Below are 19,779 nucleotides of genomic sequence, written 5' to 3' on the forward strand. Positions count from 1 at the left end.
AAAGGGGGAAGCGGGCATGCACTCGAAACTATCCGTGGAGCAGCTGGTTGATCGCGTCATGGCGGAACTGGAGAAGCGTATAACTTCGGCTCCGGCGCCATCGTCACCTTCACCATTTCAATCTCAATCACCATCACCATCACCTTCGCAATCACAATCACAATCACCATCACCATCTCATCCTTCGGAGGTTGGAGGCTCCACGGTGGATGAAGCATTCGGCGGCCCTCGTACATCTCATGTGCCGAACCCCAAATGGGAGGAAGGGATGTCGGAGCTCATCGCGAGCACACCTGCTCGTATCGGCGTATGGCGGGCAGGCACGCGTCCGCTTACGAGAGAGCTGCTCCATTTTCGCTATGACCATGCTGCTGCGGTGGACTCCATCTACGGGAGCGTCAGCCAGTCGCTGCTGGATGAATACAAGCTTTTTACCGTGGAGAGCTGCTTCGTAAATACGGAGAACTATCTGAAACGCCCCGATATGGGCCGCGTCATTACGGAAGAGGGAGCCCGAGCCATCTTGGATAGGTGTACGAGGAGACCTCAAGTTCAAATCGTCGTCTCCGACGGCCTGAGCGCGAATGCGGTGAATGCTAATTTTGCCGACGTCTATCCGTCCTTGCTGGATTCGCTTAGCGGATTGGGACTCTCCATAGGAACACCGTTCTTCGTGCGCGGAGGACGGGTTGCCGTGATGGATCACATTGGCGACCTGTTGGAACCTGAGGTGCTCGTGCTGCTGATCGGAGAAAGGCCGGGGCTCGTTTCGTCGAAGTCGATGAGCGCCTATATGTGTTATCGGCCCCGCGCGGGAACGGTTGAGAGCAGCCGAACCGTATTATCCAACATTCATGCCGGAGGAACAGCACCGGTTGAAGCAGGAGCCCATATGGGCACGATTGTCCGCAAAATGCTAGAGCAGCGCACGAGCGGCGTGCATCTCGAATAGAGAAGAGCCTTCGACCCACTGAAGCAGTGGTGTCGGAGGCTTTTTTTGCGGCAGCCGGATGGTCTAGAACCTCTGCTCTCGATTCGGCTACCTAAAAAAAACACAAGCGCTATTAAAGCGATTCCATTGTTGGCTCCCCCGATGAACAGCTAGGATGAGAGTATGCAGAAACGACTATCATGAGGGAGGGACGGCTATTGTTCGGTTTCATGTGGAAGTACCGGACGTTATATCTGATTTCAATTCCGGGCATCGTCTATTTCGTCGTCTTCAAGTATGTGCCGTTGCTCGGCTCGGTCATCGCGTTCCAGAATTATAATATCTTCTCCGGATTCAGCGGAAGCCCCTGGGTCGGTTTCAATCATTTCGAGCGCATGTTCCGGCATTACGACTTTTTGCGGATTTTGAAAAATACGCTCATTCTGGGATTTCTCGATATTCTAATCGCCTTCACGGCACCGATTATACTTGCCCTGCTCCTCAATGAAGTCCGGCTCGCCGTGTACAAGAAGATTGTCCAGACGATTGTTTATGCGCCGCACTTTCTGTCTTGGGTCATCGTGAGCGGGATCTTCGTTGGCATGCTTTCTCCGACTTCCGGTATCGCGAATGTCATTATAGGCTGGTTCGGCATCGAGCCGATCTACTTTCTGGGTGAGGACTCCTATATACGGGCTATCTTGGTCGGCTCGGGATTATGGCGCGACGTAGGCTGGGGGACGATTATTTATTTGGCTGCGTTGACCGGGATCAACCCGGAATTGTATGAAGCATCCGAAATCGACGGCGCGGGCCGCTGGAAGCAGACCATCCGAATTACGCTGCCGTCCCTGCTGCCTGTTATCACGGTGCTGTTCCTGCTCAAGATTGGGGATTTCATGGATTATGGCTTTGAACGCGTCTTTGTTTTCCAGAATCCGCTGAACATTACCAACAGTGAAATCTTGGATACTTATATTTACAAAGCCGGCTTGAAACAAATGCAATACAGCTATGCGACTGCCATTGGTTTGTTCAAATCGGTCGTAGGTTTGGCCCTGCTTGTGATCGCCAACGCATTAAGCCGCAAGGCAACCGGAGAATCGTTGTATTGAAGGAGGGGTGGCCGTGATTCGGCGCGAGCATTGGAGCAGGAAGCTGTTTCTTATCGCAAACTATTTCGTATTAACAGGGCTGTCGCTAACGATGCTGCTCCCTTTTCTAAATGTAATTGCTCAGTCATTCAGCGGAGCGGCGGCGATTGATCGAGGGGATGTCATGTTCTGGCCTGTTGATTTCACGCTCAATTATTATCGCTACGTCTTCGATGACGTCTCCATCTGGCGGGCATTCAGTATTACCGTTTATATCACAGTTCTCGGTACACTCATTAATCTGGCCGCTACTTCCTCCTTGGCCTATCCGTTATCGCGAGCGGAGTACGTTGGACGCAAATACGTGCTGCTGTTTGTCTTAATGACGATGATCTTCACGGCACCGCTGATCCCGCAGTTTATTCTTATGAGAGAAATCCACCTGATTAATACGCTATGGGCACTTATGATTCCAACCGCGATCAGTGCGTTTAATATGATCGTCTTGCGGTCGTTCTTCGTCCAAATTCCGACGGAGCTGATCGACAGCGCAAGGATTGACGGCTGCGGCGAAATGAGGATACTCTGGAGCTTGATGCTTCCGTTGTCCAAGCCTGCACTCGCGACAATCGGCATATTCTACTCGGTGACTAACTGGAACAAGTATATGGATGCTCTGTATTATTTGAACGATCGAAGGCTGTACCCGCTGCAGGTGAAGCTAAGGGAGCTGCTCATTAACGATGACCTGGTCGACACCGGTAATTTGCCGTTCGACATCGCATCCCAATCGGTACAAGGCGTCCAGATGGCCGTCATTCTCGTGGCAACCTTGCCGATCATTATGCTGTATCCGTTCATGCAGCGTTATTTTATTAAGGGGATGCTCATAGGTTCGATCAAATCTTGATTGTGGAACGATGATACAGAAATATAAAAAAATGACAAACCAAGCCAAACAAACTCCATTGTGGCCGTGTAGCGTTCATACCTATACTGAGGTTGAGTTTTGAAAGCGCTCTACGGAGCGAATTTCGACTGAGGAGATGAGGGGGATTTTATGAGAAAGCTTGTCGTACTGGCCACGGTTGCCGCACTATCCATCTCGATGCTGTCATCCTGTTCGAAGAACACCAACAATGAACCATCCAAGGCGGCAAACACCTCTGCAAGCACGGCGACTACAACGAATCAAACAGATGAAACGCCGGCAGCGGAACCGACTAAATTCTCCATTTCCATGCGGACACTGAACGTGCCTTACGTAGAGCAGAACCCAGACATCAACAAAGACAAGTACGTGCTCGCAATGGAGAAAATGACGAACACCGATCTCGATATCCGGCTTATTCCGCATAACGAGTATCAAGACAAAATGATCCAAATGTTTGCGACCAATGACATCCCGGACGTTGTTCAAGGCAGCGGCGGCATTAGCGGCCAAGAGCTCGGCGGCGCAGTACAAAGCGGAGTGTTCCTGCCACTGAATGATCTACTCAAGGAAAATGGACAGAATTTGCTCAAGTTCCTTCCTCAGGCCGCCTGGGATCGATTAACGGATGCGAAGACCGGCAACATATACGGAATTCCGGAAGTACTGAGCAATCCATCGAGGCGGGCAACTTGGATTCGGACTGACCTGCTGGAGAAAGCCGGTAAACCGATTCCGAAGACGGTGGAGGAAACACTTGATGTGCTGCGGGCGTTCAAAGAGCTTGGCGTCGAGCATCCGTACATGGGGCGTAAGAACTTCAAGTACGCGGACACCTTCTTCGGTTCGTATGACGTCTTCGGTTATTTGAACCAATTCAAACAGTTCCCCGACGGTAAAGTGAAGCCGAGCTTCTTCGATGCCGATCCGATGAAGAAAGCCATTCATACTTACAAAACGATGTACGATGAGGGTTTGATCAGCAAAGAATTTGCCACCATCGAAAGCGCAGACTTCAAGAGCATCATTACAAGCGGTAAAGCGGGCATGTGGTCCATGAACGCCAACGAGCTTCCGATCTGGGGCACGCAGCTTACGACGAACGTTCCCGGCGCGAAGGTTGCCCTCATTCCGTCTCCGGTTGGCGATGACGGCAAAGGCGGCTATGCGCACTATAACCCGGTTACGCGGTCCTACTTCATCAATGTAAGCGCGAAGGACAAAGCGGCCGAAATCATCAAGTTCTTCGATTGGATGGTCAGCGAGCAAGCGCAGGAGTTCTTCAGCTATGGCATCCAAGGCGAAGATTATACGAGTGACGGCGGCACGATCAGCTACACGCCTCCTACGGACGAAGCCGGCACGAACAAGCAGCGTTTCTTGAACTACTGGCTGTGGATGGTGCAGGATACAACGTACAATAAGCGCATCGCCGAGCTTTCCGAGCCGGGCAAACAAATGGTCGATGCATTTGATAACCTGCTGACGAAGGAAGGACGCAGAGGCATCGAGTTCGATCCAAGGCTGGAAGCGTTCGTAAACTACCCGGATTTGAGCCCGTTATCCGATCAGCTTCCGCCGCTGGTGCTTGAGCATGTGCTCAAGATGGTTTATGGCAAAGAGCCGATCGACAATTACGGCAAGGTACTGGAGGAGTATCTTTCCAAGGGCGGCAACGATGTCATAGAGGAAGCAACTACCCGGTTTAATAGTAAAGAAAACGCTTTCGAGTAAGGATCGCGATGCACTAAAATGACAGTAAGAGACTCGGATGCTCCTCCTGCTTGGCTGGGGGAGCATCTTGCTCCATAACCGGATTGCCGACTGCAATCGGTAATCGAGGAGGACACAGCCATGTACCGCATCTTAGTCGTCGATGACGAACCGATGATTCGCAAAGGATTGCAGAAGCTGATTGGCGAAGCCGATCCCGCTATTTGCCATGCCGAAACAGCAGACAATGGCCAGGATGCGCTGGACAAAATAGCGGCGAACCGTCCCGACCTGCTGTTCACCGATATCAAAATGCCGAAGATGGACGGATTGGAGCTTTGCCGCCAATTGAATGAGCAGTATCCCGACCTGCCGGTCGTCATTATATCGGGCTATGGCGATTTCGAATATGCCAGGCAGTGTATGTCTTTTGGCGTGAAGGAATATTTGTTGAAGCCGGTAACCAAAGCAGCTGTGAGCCAAACGGTTGCGAAGATGATTGCCGGCCTCGAAGCCCAGCGGCAAGCTGCCTATATTCCGCTAAAGCTGACGGAAGAATGGCTGGATCAACTGCAGGACAGCATCTGGTTTTTGCGCTCCGAATCTATTCAAGCCGTAATCGCGAACATGGAGCAGTACTGCGCGATGTGCAAGTTCGATGCCCAGATGGTTGGAGAGCTGATGCAAGAGCTCTCAGGCAAATTGACGGATCGATTGAACGCGCGCGATGTGTATCCGTTCGAGCGGCCGCTGCGGCCGGCGGACCGGGACTTGGCCGCGATCACCTGGCTTGGAGAATCGGCGACCTTGATGATGGAGCAATTGCGATCGAAACGAAAAGGCAATCTGAAGGATCCGGTCGAGGAAGCCAAACGCTATATCGAGCAGCATCTGGGCAGGGAATTATCGCTTGAGGAAGTGGCTGACAAGCTGGGCCTGAATGCTTCGTATTTCAGTCAGTTATTTAAGCAAATGACGAATGAGACATTCGTGCAATATCGGACGAAGCGGCGGATGGAGCGAGCGAAACGGCTGCTATCGCTGCCGCATCATAAGATTACAGATGTATCTGCTGAAGTCGGATTTGCCGATCATCCGCATTTTACGAAGACCTTCAAGAAATACAGCGGGCAAACGCCATCCGAATACCGGGAATCGCTGGGGATTCGCGGATGAAGCTTAGTTTATCGCGAAAGTTGTTTCTCTATTTTCTGATCGTCATCCTGTTCTCTTTATCCACGGTCGGGATCTTCACCTACTTAAAGTCGTCCGCTGCAATCGACAAGCAGGTCGAGCGCTATATTTCTACTGTCATTGAGAACGCGGGGGCACAAACCGACCAACAGCTCGAAACGTTCGAGCGGGTGAGCAATTCGATTCTTTCCCAGCAGTCCGTCAAACGGTTCCTCGATATGGACCCGTCGGATAGCTACGAGTATTACCGGTTTGCCAATGGCATCCGTCAGGATGTATTTCAGAAGATATTCATTACGTATCCGACTCAGATTCATATGATCTACATATTAGGCGAACATGGACGGTCTATCTTCGATCAGAATCAAAGCTTCTCGTCGCTCTCGGTCGACCCTACGAATCGGTACGAGGAGTTGAAGGCGAAGACGCCTGATAATGGCGAGATTGCAATACTGAACACGGCGCTGATGAACGGCGAGCGAGTCGTTACGATTGCCCGCAAGATCAGAGGCTATACGTCTTATGCGGTGAAGGGGATTCTCGCGATCGAGCTGAACGAAAGTCAACTGGCAGCGTTATGGAACAACGTGGATCTGGGGGAGAACGGCTTCTTCTTCATCCTCGATTCGGAAGGGGCTATTGTCTACGCCCCTGCTGCCGGTACGAGGAGTGAACTGGCGAAGACAGACCTTGGGAAACGAATCGCAACCGGCGAGAACACGCGCTTCATTGAGAAGATGAATGGGAAGAACATGTTGATCGTCTCGCATAAGTCTGCATACTCGGGGTGGAGCCTCGCTGTCTCGATGCCGCTTGATGAGCTGCGCGAGCCAATCTCGGGCATTCGTTCCACAACGGTAACGGTCGGTCTAGTCACGCTTGTGATTGCTTTGTTCCTTGCTTTTCGGTTTGGCAATTCGATCGTTCGCCCGATTCGAACACTGAAGAACGGGATGCGCGAGACGGAGAAGGGAAACTGGATCAGCATCGAAAGCAAGCAGCGGGATGACGAGATTGGCGGGCTCATTCACAGCTACAATCTCATGGTAAGTCGTCTTTCGGACATGATTGAGCGCGTGTACGATACGGAGCTCAGCAGCCAGAAGACGAAGCTGCAGCTGCAGGAGATTGAGCTGGAGCGGCATAAGGCGGAGTTCCAGGCGCTGCAACTGCAAATTAATCCTCATTTTCTGTACAACACGCTGGAGACGATCAATTGCTATGCGATTGTACAGGATTCGGATGAAATATCGGAAATGGTCGAGGCGATGGCGTTCATGCTGCGCTACTCGATTCAAACGAATCTCGAAGAAGTGACGCTGGCCAACGAATTGAATCATGTGCGCAATTATATGATCATCCAGAAGCACCGCATCGGACATGATTTCGAAATTGAAGTCGCTACGCCGCCATCGCTGCTGCTGTCGGGGATGGTAAGGCTGACATTGCAGCCGATTGTGGAAAATATTTTTCAGCACGCGTTTGCAGACGGATTTGAAGCAAAGCATTTCATCCGCATCGATACCCGCCTAGACGAGGGCGAGCTGCTTGTCATCGTGGAAGACAACGGAGTGGGGATGACGGAAGAGAAGCTAGCTGGATTGCGAAGGAGATTGGAACGGAATCGTCTGGTAGAGGTGGAGACGGCAAACGATGGACGGCGCGGGGGAATCGGACTGGTGAATGTTCACCGGAGAATTCAGATGGTGTATGGCGATACATTCGGACTTCGCATCGACAGCTCGCTTGGCGAAGGAACACGGATCGTGCTGCGAATGCCGCATGAGGTTCGTTCGCTTACGAAGCCGGAGCTCGCGGTCGAGCTTAAGCACGAGCTTGCGAAGGCCTAACGACGAGAAGGGAAGGCGATTGGGATGGCAATCGATTTGACGGGGAAAGTCGCGCTCATAACGGGAGCGAGCGGAGGAATTGGGCGAGCAATTGCGATCTCGCTCGCTGCTTCCGGAGCGAAGGTGGTTCTGAACTACTTGAACAGCAAGGAGGCTGCTGAAGAGGCAGTTGCTTTGATTAAGCATAAAGGCGGAATGGCGATAGCCATTCAGGCAGACGTCTCAAAGGCGGAAGAAGCGCAGCGGCTGGCAGCTGCGTCGGAGCAAGCCTTCGGCCAGCCGGTCGAGGTGCTGATCAACAATGCGGGACATCTCGTGCAGCGTGTACCCAATGAGGACATGACGGAGAAAGCGTACGAGCGCATCATGGATGTGAACCTGAAGAGCGCCGTGTTCGTTACGAAAGCGGTCATTCCGGGCATGAAGGCTGCAGGCGGCGGATGCATCGTGAACTTAACTTCGGTAGCCGCTCACAACGGAGGAGGGCCCGGCGCTTCCATCTACGCCGCAAGTAAGGCAGCCGTGCTCGCGTTTACGAAAGGGTTGGCCAAAGAAGTTGCGGCTAGCGGCATCCGCGTTAATGCGATATCACCCGGCTTCATCGGGAATACGGCGTTTCATGCAACGTTCACGTCTGCTGCAGCAAGAGAAGCGACGATTCAGAGCATACCGCTTCGAAGAGAAGGGACGCCGGAGGATGTGGCAGGAGTCGCTCTGTTCCTCGTTTCCGATTTGTCGGCCTATCTGATCGGCGAGACGATTGAGGTTAATGGCGGCATGTTCATGCGATAAACGCCTTTAGAGTCTATCAACGACGAGCGAAAGTGAGGGACTGCCATGTCCAAGCTATTCGAACCGGTCAGCGGCTTGTTGACCGTACCCTATGAACCGAACGAGGCATCCGAGCTTCGGGAGAATCCGCCGCGATTCACGTGGATGCCAGCAAAGCCGGATGAAGATCGGTATATGCTGCAGGTTTCTGCTTCTGAGCGATTCGAAGCGGATCAGGTGGAGACAATCGGACCTATCCCCTATAACTTCTATACGCCGGATCATGTCTACGAGCCGGGAATCTATTATTGGCGTTATGCTTTGGTATTAGAAGAGGCGGCTTCGCAGTCGAATTGGAGCCAGGTGAGGATGTTTACCGTCCCGGCTTCCATTCCGGCGACGCCACTGCCCGCGCCTAATGCAAGATACGCGAAGACGAGCGCCGCACATCCTCGGCTGTGGCTTGATCGCGATCGAGTGGAAGCGCTCCGAAGCCGTATCCGTGAGGATGCTTCGAGCTGCGGCTTCGATGTCTTCTACGAGAAGTCGGTCAGGCCGTGGATGGAACGGGAGCTCATCGCCGAGCCGGAGCGATACCCGGATAATAAACGCGTCGCGAAGCTGTGGCGCCGGATGTATATGGACTGCCAAGAAACGCTGTATGCGATTCGTCATCTGAGCGTGGCAGGGGTGCTGCTTGAGGATGCACACATCGTAGAGAAGGCTAAGCGCTGGTTGCTGCATGTCATTTCTTGGAATCCGCAAGGAACGACTTCACGAGATTACAACGATGAAGCTGCGTTTCGTATCGCCCAAGCCGTGGCTTGGGGATATGACTGGCTGCATGGTTTCTTGTCAGAGGAGGAGCGCTCAGCGGTCCGGGCGAATTTGCTTGTCCGGACGGAGCAGGTTGCTTTTCACGTCATCGAACGATCTCGCATTCATCGGGTCCCTTATGATAGTCACGCGGTACGATCCCTGTCTTCCGTGCTTGTGCCGGCATGTATCGCCATGCTGCATGAAGAGACGAAAGCCCGGGATTGGCTGGATTACACGCTGGAATATTACGCATGCCTATACTCCCCCTGGGGTGGTCAAGATGGGGGATGGGCGGAAGGGCCGATGTATTGGACGACAGGCCTTGCCTATCTCATCGACGCCTTTAATCTGGTTCGGCAATATGTTGGCATCGATTTGTTTGAGCGGCCTTTCTTCACGAGTACCGGCGATTTCCCGCTGTATGTACACAGCCCGGATACGGTGCGAGCCAGTTTCGGCGATCAGTCCACGCTTGGTGAGCCGCCGAGCCTGAAGACCGCGTATAACATTCGCCAATTTGCAGGTTTAACAGGCAATGGGCTCTATCAGTGGTATTACGAGCAGGTGAAAGAGCGGGATAGAGACGCCGACAGCAAGTTTTATAACTACGGCTGGTGGGATTTCCGGTTTGACGATTTACTCTATGCACATGATTATCCGGCGGTCGAGCCGCTGAATCCCGAACCGGGGAGGATTGAGCCGGTCAAGTGGTTTCGAGATGTTGGCTGGGTCGCCTTTCATCGGCGGATGGACGATCCGAACGAGCATATTCAGTTGATCGTGAAGAGCAGTCCCTATGGGTCGATCAGTCATAGCCATGGAGATCAGAACGGCTTCCTGCTCCATGCCTACGGTGAACCGATTGCCATCGACAGCGGCTACTATGTGGCCCACGGAAGTACGATGCACCGCAACTGGCGGAGACAGACGATTTCGAAAAACAACCTGCTTATTGATGGCAAAGGTCAATACGCCGGCGCAGATAAAGTGCTTTGCAAGGAAGCTTATGGTGTCGTGGAGGAAGTCTCCTCGAAGCCGGGATGTGCGTGTGTCCGTATGAACGCGACGGAGGCATACCGGGAGACGGTACCGCATTTGAAGCGATTCGTGCGCGAAGTGTACTGGCTGGACGATTCCTATGCCGTCATTGTGGATGCCGTTGACCTGGAACAGCCGGGCCGCGTGAGCTGGCTTATGCATACGCTTCATCCCATGGAGCTGAAAGGACAGACGTTCCGGACGATCGGGTCCAGGGCGGAAATGGATGGTCGATTCGTGTATGCCTCTTCCGGCGACCTGACGCTTCGTCAGCATGATCAGTTCACGGATGTGGATCCTTCCGAATACGAAGGGCTACCGAACCAGTGGCATCTGATGGCTGAAACCAAGGAAGCGACGAACCACCGTATCGTCACGCTGTTAGTGCCAATGAAGAAGGGCGAGGACAAGTTCGTCTCCTACTTCATTGACGATCAGGATCATGGCATTCACCTCTACTTCACGAACGAAGACGGCACAACCCGCATGATTGCGGTGCCCAAAGCATATTGATCAGCCGAAGGAGGCATAGAAGAGCATGGGCAACATTGGAGTATGGGAAGCGGCAGAGCCTGGCGTGACACGCAAAATATTGCGGGCCGATGGCGGTCTTATGATGATGGAAGTGCATTTCGAGAGCGGCGCGGAAGGGTACGAACATGACCATCCGCATGAGCAAATGTCCTATTGCCTCAAAGGGACAATGGCCTTCACAATTGATGGAATAGAGACGGTGATTAGTCAGGGTGAATCCATCTATATCCCTGGGGGAGCCAGGCACGGGGCAAAGGCGCTGGAGTCATCCGCACTGCTGGACACGTTTACGCCGATCCGTCAGGATTTATTGAAGTAAAACCTATACGAAAAGGCGGAAGAAGCTCGGTGTTCGCGGCAGGTAGCGCGAATGCGGGGCTTCTTTTTGATGATGAAGAGAAGTGAGTTGTTTACTCTTGTTTACTCTACTGATCTCTCTATTAATCGCTCTACTAATCTCCCAACTAAACTATTGTATACATATTGTGTACAGTTTTAATATATGGTAGGCTGAGGGTACAGCTAGAAGAAGCCGATCAATAACCTATACCAGGAGCGTGAGTAAGAGGATGTCGAGCACGTTGCAGCAGTTGAAGGTCAGCGATAACAAGAGGTTTTTGATGCAAGCGGACGGTACGCCGTTTTTTTGGCTTGGGGATACGGCTTGGGAGCTGTTTCATAGATTAAACCGCGAGGATGCGGATGAATATTTAAGAGGCAGAGCAGAGCAGAAGTTCAATGTGGTGCAAATCGTTGCACTTGCCGAGTTTGAGGGGCTGACTGTCGATAACGTTTACGGCCGCCGCCCGCTGAAGCAGAATGCTGAGGGACACTATGATCCGACTTTGCCTGATCTGGACGGTGACGACAACTACTGGAGCCATGTCGATTATGTTGTGGATCGTGCGGCAGAGTATGGCATCTACGTAGCTTTCTTGCCTACCTGGGGCGATAAGTACAATGTAGCATGGGGCAAAGGACCAGCTATCTTCAACGGGGACAATGCGAGAGTCTACGGACAATGGCTGGGTGAGCGGTACAAGGAGCGTTCGAACATCATTTGGGTGCTGGGCGGCGACCGTCCTCTGCAGACGCTGTTGCATTTTGAGGTGAATAACGAATTGGCAGCGGGTCTGCGTGAAGGGGATGGCGGACGCAATCTGATTACCTTCCATCCGTGTGGCGATTCTTCCTCCTCGCGCCATCTGCATGATGCGTCTTGGCTTGACTTTAATATGATTCAATCCGGTCATCATGAGCGAATTCGCGTCAATTACAAACATGTGAAAGCGGATTACGAGAAGCTGCCGGTAAAGCCTACATTTGATGCAGAGCCATGTTATGAGGATCATCCGGTTAACTTCAATGCGCTAAATGGCTACTTCGACCAAGCGGATGTTCGGACAGGGGCGTATTATGCGGTATTCGCTGGGGGGTTCGGACATACGTACGGGCATCATTCCATCTGGTCGATGACAACGAAGCCGGAGCCCTATTTTATTATGAATTGGAGACAAGCGCTCCACCGTCCAGGCGCTCAGCAAATGCAGCATGTGCGGAATTTGATCGAGTCGGTATCCTTCTTCGACCGGGTGCCTGATCAAAGCTTGATCGCTGAAAACTATGAAGGCGCCAATTACATGGTCGCTACTCGTGGCGAGGATTACGGTTTTATCTATAGCCCGAATGGCTTGCCGTTCCGAGCGGCGCTCGGTATCTTGAGAGGAAGCCGCATCGAAGCTTCGTGGTTTGATCCTCGGACAGGGGAGTACAGCTCAATTAGCGAATATGCCAATAGCGGCGAAGTCACGTTCACCCCGCCGATCAGCGGCAGAGGGAATGACTGGGTGTTGGTGCTTAAAGTAACAGAGTAAGAGATGGGAGAGCTAGGCAGCTTGTATGCTTAGCTCTTTTTGTTTGTGGCGATGGGGTAAGCTGCAGCCTACGGCATGGAAGTACAGCAAGCGGCTCGCCCTTATCCGAGATTCGATTCACCCGGTGTAGATCTCTGGATGAGCTACATTCTCGCGTTTCGCCGTATTTTGTCCGATGTAGATCCCCTGGCGAGCTTCTATCCCTTTTCAACAGCGACGGTGTGGCTATGAGAGCCACGCAGTCGCTGAAATCACAAACTAACTGCTGATGTGTTGCTCTGTGAGCTACAAGTTCGCTGAAATCACAAACTAACTGCTGATGTGTTGCTCTGTGAGCCACAAATTCGCTGAAATCACCAACTAACTGCTGATGTGTTGCCTTGGGAGCTACTTTGCTGGAATCCCACCAAAGAGCGGTACCAGGTACCGTTCATGGAGCGACTTTACCGTGTTCCGACCAAAGAGCGGTAACCAATACCGCTCATAAAGCGACTTCGCCGCCCTCCCGCCACCGCCGCAACTCCGCCTAATTCCGCCACTCCGGCAGCGTCCCACCACCTAACCAAACAAAAAAAGGCCGTCTCAAAAGTAGCCTTGCACACTTTAGAGACAGCCTCACATTGTTTATTTCAACAGCGATTTCAGCTTCGTGCCCGCGCTGGCGAGAACCGCCGGATCGATGACGGCTTTGCGCTCGATGAGCATCTCCGCGAGGCGGATGTCCTTGGCGATGCCGGGACCGATGCCGCTGGCAGCTGCCAGCGTGCCGTCTTCTGCCAGATGGAAGAAGAAATGCACATTGTCGGCCGATTCGCGTTTGATCTTGTTCGCGTTGCCGAAGTCGACAAGGCCCGCTACCTGCAGCGACTCGTCGTATTGATCCGACCAGAACCAAGGAATCGCTTCATAGGGCTGATCTGCGCCGAGCATGTTTTGCCCGGCATGAATGCCTTGATCCTGCGCATTGCGCCACGATTCTAGACGAACGCGCTTGCCGCCGTACAGGGCAAGCGGGAAGGAGCAGCAGTCGCCGGCCGTGAAAATATCCGGGTCGCTCGTAGCAAGCTTCTCGTTGGCACGGATGCCATTCTCAATCTCAAGACCGCAGCCTTCAGCCAGTGCAATCTCAGGCACCGCGCCGATGCCGATGATGAGGGCATCGCAGCGAATCACAGTGCCATCGGCCAATTCAATGATTTGCGTTCCGTTTTCGTTCGTGATGCGGCTGATGGCTGTACCGATCTTGAACGTAACGCCGGCTTCGCGATGTCGCGCTTCCACGACATTCGCGATTTCTTCCGGTACGCCACGCGTCAGAATACGCGGACCTACTTCAAGCAAAGTAACGTCGCAGCCGCGCTCGCGAGCGCTTGCCGCAACCTCAAGGCCGATGAAGCCGCCGCCGATGATGACGATATGGTTACCCGCATGCAGCTGCGAACGAATCGCAAGCGCATCGGAGAAGGTGCGAAGGTACATGGCGCCGGATGTATCGGAGCCTTCCATGTTCAGTTTACGCGGGCTTGCACCTGTTGCAAGCAGCAGCTTCTCATAGGACAGCTCTCTGCCGTCTGCCAGTGAAATCCGATGTGCATCGCGATTGATGCTTGTTACATGGCTATCCGATAACAGATGGATATTAAGCTCATTGAGCTTTGCCTCATCCAGCATGAACGTCGGAGCCGGTGCTTCTTCTTCGAGCAGGACGCTCTTCGATAGCGGCGGACGCTCGTAAGGCGTACGATTTTCCTTGCCGATCAGCGTAATGCTGCCCGTGTAGCCTTGATTGCGCAGCTCCATTGCCGCATTTGCACCAGCCTCGCCGGCACCGATAATAACCATTCCCGGTTGTGTCATATAGGTTAAGTCTCCTGTCTTAGTCGAGTTTGATATAGACCTTGCCCGATTCCACTTGAACCGGATAGGTTTTGAGATCTTCGCAGACAGGAGCTTTCTTGCCTTGTCCCGTCGTATAGTCGAATCTGCCGTTATGTTTCGGACATTCAATCGTGTGCCCCATCACCAAACCTTCGGATAAGTGAACCTTCTCATGGGTGCAAAAGCCGTCGGTCGCGTAAAATTTCCCTTTATCGGAATGGTAGACGGCAAACGTCCGGTCTTGATGATCGAAACGGATGACATCCTCCTCATCAATATCGTCAACTTCACAAACTTCAATCCAGCCTTCTAGTGTACTCATGTGTTAACTTCCTCCTGTTCGTAATGGTGAAACGTTTCACCTTCGTCATTCCATTATAAACATTGCTCTATCTGCTGTCTATTATACAGATCCTATATCTATTTATGTAAGGGTTTTCATATATGTGTTCTTAAGGAGGACTTTGTCCGACTGCTTGTAACTAAAAGGAGGAATTAATCATGATTCGACAGGTTAAAAAGAGCGCGAGTTTAGCCCTGCTGACTTCGCTCGCGGTGAGTATGATCGGGGTGCAGCCCGCTGCCGCAGCGACGACGGTGATCGTCGATCCCGGCATCCGATCATTGCCGTTTGGCGGGTGGGGCACCTCGCTTGCGTGGTCGGCGAATTACACAGGCAATTGGACCAGCAAGGACACGCTGGCAGATTTGCTCTACAGCACCACGAATACGGATGCCAACCCGAGCACCATGTTCAACATCGCGCGTTATAACATAGGCGGCGGTAATGACCCGGCCTATGTCAGTTCGATGCGAGTCGGCGCTGCGGTGCCGGGGTACAAAGAGACTTCGACCGCAGCCTACGACTGGACAGGTGATGCGAACCAGCGCTGGTGGCTGCAAGCGGCAAAGTCCAGAGTGCCGGCAGCCGACTTCAAGGCCGATGCCATCTCCTATTCGGCGCCGTATTGGATGACGAAGAGCGGGCAATCCACAGGCAACTCCGATCCGAGTCAGGATAATTTACTGAATGGGTACGAGGCGCAATTCGCGGACTATTTGACCGAGGTGGTGAAGCATTTTCAAGATAGTTGGGGGATTACGTTTCGGACATTGAATCCGATGAATGAAGCCAATTCCAACTATTGGGCAGCCGGCGGCAAGCAAGAGGGGATGAAGGTTTCGGCAGGCGCTAAGCAGATTGCGCTTATTAACGCGACCAATTCGGCGCTTCAAACGAAGTCGCTCACAGGCACGACGATCAGCGGTCTCGATGAAACGAGCATCGCGATGTCTCACAGCTCGCTGGACAGCCTCGATGCAACGGCAGCAGGAGCAATTACGCAGTTTAATACACATACGTACAGCGGCGGGGATCGCCAAGGGTTATATCAGAAGGCCGTCGGCAACGGCCGCAGGCTGCAAATGTCCGAGGTGACCACCTCCTCGGGGACGCATGATCATAATTCTGTGTCCGCCTACCTCGGCCTAGCCTCTGCCATCACGACCGATCTCAAAGACCTCGCTCCCCAAGAATGGGTGTACTGGCAGGCGATTGAGTCTGAAGCGGAGTCGCTCGCGGGGAACGGGAATTGGGGATTGATCCATTTTGCCTCCGACGGTACACAGAATTATTGGATTACGAAGAAGTTTCATGTGATGCGGCAGTACAGTAATTTCATTCGTCCGGGGTACAAAATCATTGCGAACAACGATGCCAAGACGATTACGGCGCTCGATCCGGCAACAGGCAAAATATCCATTATCGTCTACAATGACACAGCCTCGGCCGCCAGCTATACGTTTGACTTGAATAAATTCGACACCGTGACCGGCTCCGTTCAAGCTTACCGGACGTCATCGACGGAGAACCGTGCCACACTCTCAACCATTGCATTGTCGGGAAAAACGTTCACGACCAGCCTGCCCGCCAATTCGGTTTCTACATTTGTCGTCCAGACAACCGGAGGTACGAGCAACCTCGTTCAAAATCCGAACTTTGAAGCAAGCGCAGCAGGCCAGAACATACCGGGCTGGATGACGTGGGGCGGCGATTATAAAGGTACGCATATCGATGCGGATTACACGCAAGCAGGCGGAATGAGCGGAGGTTCCTACGAGGCGGTGCACTGGAAAGCGACAGCCTATAACGTATACACTAGCCAAGATATTAGCTTGCCGAACGGAACGTATACGCTGAAAGCGAATGTAAGATCAAGCGGCGGCCAGAGCCAGGCGAGAATGGTTGCTAAGAACTACGGAGGGGCAGAGCTGTCCGTGAACATTCCGACGACCTCCACTTATACGACGGTCACGATTCCGAGCGTTCCGGTCAGCAATGGCAGCGTTCAGATCGGATTCTATTCCGTCGCTAACGGAGGGAACTGGATTGCTTTTGATAATGTAAGTGTAACACCGGTGAACTTGGGGCTGAACAAGACGATTTGGGGCTCAAGCCAGTGGGATGCGAACTATGCGCCTGCGAAGGCCAACGATGGCGACTCAGCGGGAACAAGATGGAACTCGGCTTCGGGAACAAGTGCGGGGGAATGGCTGCAGATTGATTTTGGCAGCAGTACGACGTTTAATACGGTGGTGCTGAAGGAGTTCGATACGCGGATTACGAGCTTCAAGATCTCCTACTGGAATGGCTCGGCTTGGGTGGATAGCGCCACGGGAACAACGATTGGTGCAAGCAAGACGGTGACCTTCGCGCCGGTAACGGGTACGAGCGTCAGGCTGCTGATTAACTCGGCGACCAATACGCCATCCATCTATGAGTTTGAGGTTTATAATCAGTAAAAAGAAGGGAAGCACCGACCTCTCAAGGGTGGTCGCTTCCCTTTTCTAATTTCTAAGAATTTATAAGTTTCACATCTATTAGTGAGCTTAGAAATCTCCGGAATGAACCGCGCTACGCCATCAAAGGACGGCGTCAGCCGTTTCACCTTGTGCGTGGAATTACCGTACTGTTTAAGGAATCTTCAAAGGTGCAGGGTACATGTTCGCGTCGTTATTTGTAAACTAGCAGCAGGAAGTATTTCTTCGTTTACTAGTCTATTTTAGGTGGTGAGCAGGAGATGGGCTTTTGGTTCAGAAAGAGCAAAAAACAATCCCTATCAGTCGATACTCTGCAAACAGACGAAGTGCCGAATGCGAAGTCCGAATTTACGGTGGAATCTACTGCGGAAACGGAACGTCCCGAATCTGCTGTCGAGTCCAGACAATTCTGGAATTCCGGTCTGTCCACCTGGAAATAACAAAAGCAGCCCGGGCGGGCTGCTTTTTATTTTGGTTGACTTCCCATCGGCGCCAGCTTAATAATCAAGGTACAGATGGAAATAACTAGGACAAGGTTAGTCCTTGGACTGATGCTGCTTAAGCGAAGCTTTCTTCGTGGCCAGCTCTTTGGCCAGATCGGCTTGCTTGCGCGTGCTTGTCTTAATCTCTTCATTTAGCTTATTCATCCGTGACATCTTGCTGCTTAAATCACTGGCGGATTGACTTAGCTTCATGTCGCGCTGCAGCTGCTTGATTTTCGCTTGCGCCTTATCTGTCTTGGCTTTCTCTTGCGGCATTTTGCTCTCTATTTCAGCAATTTCGCGTTGCAGACGATCGACAATTGCTTTGGTGAAATTAATGGACATGTCTGGCACCCCATACTCGTTTAGTGTAGCTAAGTCCTCATTTTACTATAGATGATCCGGTTATGCGAGGGATGGAGGCTGAAGTTTCAAAGGAGGCAGCGTGATGCAGGAGCTAGTCGGGCAGTGTGAGCAATGTAAGAAGGACATCTACTGCAAGGATGGATTTCTGGAAGGTATGATTTTGGAGAATGGGAAGTTGGTTTGCTTGGATTGTTCAAATCAGGAAGAGAAGGAGCAATAACAAATGCCGATTCAATTAAAGAGCACGTACCTGACCGTTCCGGTAAGCAGCTTCACGCAGTCCATTGCATGGTATGGTGAGCATCTGGGTTTTCGCGTAGTGAAAGAGGATCCGTTCTATATCGAATTAGTGAATGAAACGGGCATTCGTATCCTATTCCAGCAAAACGAGCACAACCTAAATTCACATTTTGTTTATCCGGATGGTGCGCTTCAGTCCTCGTATGGTTTTATGGTGGAAGATGCGGAGGCTGCTTATCATGAGTTTGCGGAGCGAGGCATTAAGGTCGGCCAGCTCTTCGATTATCAAGGCAAATCGTTCTCCTTCTATGATCCGGATGGCAATTTCATTGAAATATGGAGCACGGAGCGATAGCGGTTTTAGGAGGTAGTCAGCTATGATCAAGCTTCATACTTGTTATGCGAAGGATTTTCACGGCAAATGGGAAATGGGCAAAAGCCCCACGCAGTTTCACATTCTGCTCGTTGTGACGAAGGGGAAAATCATTTATTACGTTAATGATGAGTCCGTTTTGCTGCAAAAAGGGGATGTTCTCTTCATGCCGGCCGGCACGGTGCGCGGAGGGATTTCGAGTGAGGAGCATCAGCGGTATGCGACTCATTTTACGCTGGACGATAGTGATCGAATGCTTCTTCCGCTTCTAACGGAGAATCGTTATTGCAAAACGACGATCAGCGGATTTGAATATTTTAAGCAGCGGTTCATGTTATTGAAGCATCATTGGCTCATGAGGGGGCCGTATTCGGAGCCGACTTGTTTTGCGATTCTGCTGGAGCTGCTTAGCATTATCAACTACGAGCGGGATAAGTGGAAGCTTCCGGCCAAGAAGATTGAGATGGCGGAGGATATCAAAACCTATCTGCTCGATCATTATAAGGAATCCGTATCGCTGGATGATCTGGCGCAATTGACGGGTAGGACGCCGAATCATGTCTCGCATCTGTTCAAGTCGGTCACGGGCTTATCGCCGATCGATTATTTGCATCATGTTCGGATCGCGAAGGCGAAGGAGCTGATGTTCGACAAAATGATGTCGATCAGCGATATCGCAGAGGAGACGGGCTTCTGCGATCAGGCGTATTTTAACCGGGTGTTCAAGAAAGTGACGGGCTGTTCGCCTACGGCATTTATGAAGGGGAGAACAGGCTGAGTGGGGTGGCAGTGGTGTTTGTTTGTGGCAGCGCTATCATCGAAATCGTTGAATCGTCCAAAAGAAAGCTAGATCGTTACTCGAAAGGAGCCC

19 protein-coding genes are annotated in these 19,779 nt (G+C 52.1%); 15 read left to right on the forward strand and 4 right to left on the reverse strand.

What is annotated here, in order from left to right:
* Nucleotides 1-56: 56 nt before the first annotated feature.
* The gene (locus tag AC50Y3_RS06600; RefSeq protein ID WP_494817980.1) at nt 57-218 is read right to left on the reverse strand and encodes a hypothetical protein; all 162 of its coding nucleotides are present in this window, start codon (nt 216-218) and stop codon (nt 57-59) included.
* Here AC50Y3_RS06600 and eutC point away from each other — a divergent pair.
* The 10 genes from eutC to AC50Y3_RS06650 all read left to right on the forward strand — a co-directional run bounded on the left by eutC (nt 206) and on the right by AC50Y3_RS06650 (nt 12,749).
* Entirely contained in the window at nt 206-952 is a 747-nt protein-coding gene (gene eutC, locus AC50Y3_RS06605) for an ethanolamine ammonia-lyase subunit EutC (protein ID WP_494817981.1), read from the forward strand. The genes AC50Y3_RS06600 and eutC overlap by 13 nt on opposite strands.
* 179 nt (nt 953-1,131) lie before the next feature.
* A complete protein-coding gene (locus tag AC50Y3_RS06610) occupies nt 1,132-2,046 on the forward strand; it encodes an ABC transporter permease (RefSeq protein WP_494817982.1) in 915 nt (304 codons plus the stop codon).
* A gap of 13 nt (nt 2,047-2,059) precedes the next feature.
* Nucleotides 2,060-2,935, forward strand: a complete 876-nt coding sequence (locus AC50Y3_RS06615; RefSeq protein WP_494817983.1) for a carbohydrate ABC transporter permease — start codon at nt 2,060-2,062, stop codon at nt 2,933-2,935.
* A gap of 150 nt (nt 2,936-3,085) precedes the next feature.
* Entirely contained in the window at nt 3,086-4,690 is a 1,605-nt protein-coding gene (locus AC50Y3_RS06620; RefSeq protein ID WP_494817984.1) for an extracellular solute-binding protein, read from the forward strand.
* A gap of 120 nt (nt 4,691-4,810) precedes the next feature.
* Nucleotides 4,811-5,845, forward strand: a complete 1,035-nt coding sequence (locus tag AC50Y3_RS06625; RefSeq protein WP_494817985.1) for a response regulator — start codon at nt 4,811-4,813, stop codon at nt 5,843-5,845.
* Nucleotides 5,842-7,713: a cache domain-containing sensor histidine kinase gene (locus AC50Y3_RS06630; protein WP_494817986.1), complete on the forward strand. Its 1,872-nt coding sequence runs from the start codon at nt 5,842-5,844 to the stop codon at nt 7,711-7,713. The genes AC50Y3_RS06625 and AC50Y3_RS06630 overlap by 4 nt, the downstream gene beginning before the upstream one ends.
* Nucleotides 7,714-7,737: 24 nt before the next feature.
* The gene (locus tag AC50Y3_RS06635) at nt 7,738-8,505 is read left to right on the forward strand and encodes an SDR family NAD(P)-dependent oxidoreductase (RefSeq protein WP_494817987.1); all 768 of its coding nucleotides are present in this window, start codon (nt 7,738-7,740) and stop codon (nt 8,503-8,505) included.
* 45 nt (nt 8,506-8,550) lie between these two features.
* Complete coding sequence (locus AC50Y3_RS06640) at nt 8,551-10,854, forward strand: DUF4962 domain-containing protein (protein WP_494817988.1); 2,304 nt, start codon at nt 8,551-8,553, stop codon at nt 10,852-10,854.
* Nucleotides 10,855-10,879: 25 nt separating this feature from the next.
* Nucleotides 10,880-11,194, forward strand: a complete 315-nt coding sequence (locus AC50Y3_RS06645) for a cupin domain-containing protein (protein ID WP_494817989.1) — start codon at nt 10,880-10,882, stop codon at nt 11,192-11,194.
* 250 nt (nt 11,195-11,444) lie between these two features.
* The gene (locus tag AC50Y3_RS06650) at nt 11,445-12,749 is read left to right on the forward strand and encodes a glycoside hydrolase family 140 protein (RefSeq protein ID WP_494817990.1); all 1,305 of its coding nucleotides are present in this window, start codon (nt 11,445-11,447) and stop codon (nt 12,747-12,749) included.
* A gap of 624 nt (nt 12,750-13,373) precedes the next feature.
* Here the strand turns inward: AC50Y3_RS06650 and AC50Y3_RS06655 are convergent.
* Nucleotides 13,374-14,606 carry an NAD(P)/FAD-dependent oxidoreductase gene (locus AC50Y3_RS06655; RefSeq protein ID WP_494817991.1) on the reverse strand — a complete coding sequence of 411 codons (1,233 nt, stop codon included), beginning with the start codon at nt 14,604-14,606 and terminating at the stop codon, nt 13,374-13,376.
* A 19-nt stretch (nt 14,607-14,625) separates the two neighbouring features.
* Complete coding sequence (locus AC50Y3_RS06660; RefSeq protein WP_494817992.1) at nt 14,626-14,949, reverse strand: MocE family 2Fe-2S type ferredoxin; 324 nt, start codon at nt 14,947-14,949, stop codon at nt 14,626-14,628.
* A gap of 179 nt (nt 14,950-15,128) precedes the next feature.
* On the opposite strand from AC50Y3_RS06660, the gene AC50Y3_RS06665 reads away from it, so the two are divergent.
* Together AC50Y3_RS06665 and AC50Y3_RS06670 are read left to right on the forward strand one after the other, a co-directional pair.
* Nucleotides 15,129-17,429: a discoidin domain-containing protein gene (locus AC50Y3_RS06665; protein WP_494817993.1), complete on the forward strand. Its 2,301-nt coding sequence runs from the start codon at nt 15,129-15,131 to the stop codon at nt 17,427-17,429.
* Between the two features lie 278 nt (nt 17,430-17,707).
* Complete coding sequence (locus tag AC50Y3_RS06670; RefSeq protein ID WP_494817994.1) at nt 17,708-17,887, forward strand: hypothetical protein; 180 nt, start codon at nt 17,708-17,710, stop codon at nt 17,885-17,887.
* 96 nt (nt 17,888-17,983) lie between these two features.
* Here AC50Y3_RS06670 and AC50Y3_RS06675 read toward each other — a convergent pair whose 3' ends face one another.
* Complete coding sequence (locus AC50Y3_RS06675) at nt 17,984-18,274, reverse strand: hypothetical protein (protein WP_494817995.1); 291 nt, start codon at nt 18,272-18,274, stop codon at nt 17,984-17,986.
* A gap of 103 nt (nt 18,275-18,377) precedes the next feature.
* Between AC50Y3_RS06675 and AC50Y3_RS06680 the strand changes: the two genes are divergently transcribed.
* From AC50Y3_RS06680 to AC50Y3_RS06690, 3 genes are read left to right on the forward strand one after another with little or no spacing between them, the layout of a single operon-like run.
* Entirely contained in the window at nt 18,378-18,515 is a 138-nt protein-coding gene (locus AC50Y3_RS06680) for a hypothetical protein (protein ID WP_494817996.1), read from the forward strand.
* A 3-nt stretch (nt 18,516-18,518) separates the two neighbouring features.
* On the forward strand, nt 18,519-18,890 hold the full coding sequence (locus tag AC50Y3_RS06685; RefSeq protein WP_494817997.1) for a VOC family protein: 372 nt from the start codon (nt 18,519-18,521) through the stop codon (nt 18,888-18,890).
* Nucleotides 18,891-18,912: 22 nt separating this feature from the next.
* Nucleotides 18,913-19,686, forward strand: a complete 774-nt coding sequence (locus AC50Y3_RS06690) for a helix-turn-helix domain-containing protein (RefSeq protein ID WP_494817998.1) — start codon at nt 18,913-18,915, stop codon at nt 19,684-19,686.
* The last annotated feature ends 93 nt before the right edge of the window (nt 19,687-19,779 follow it).

It is taken from the genome of Paenibacillus sp. J22R98, from assembly GCF_059383835.1.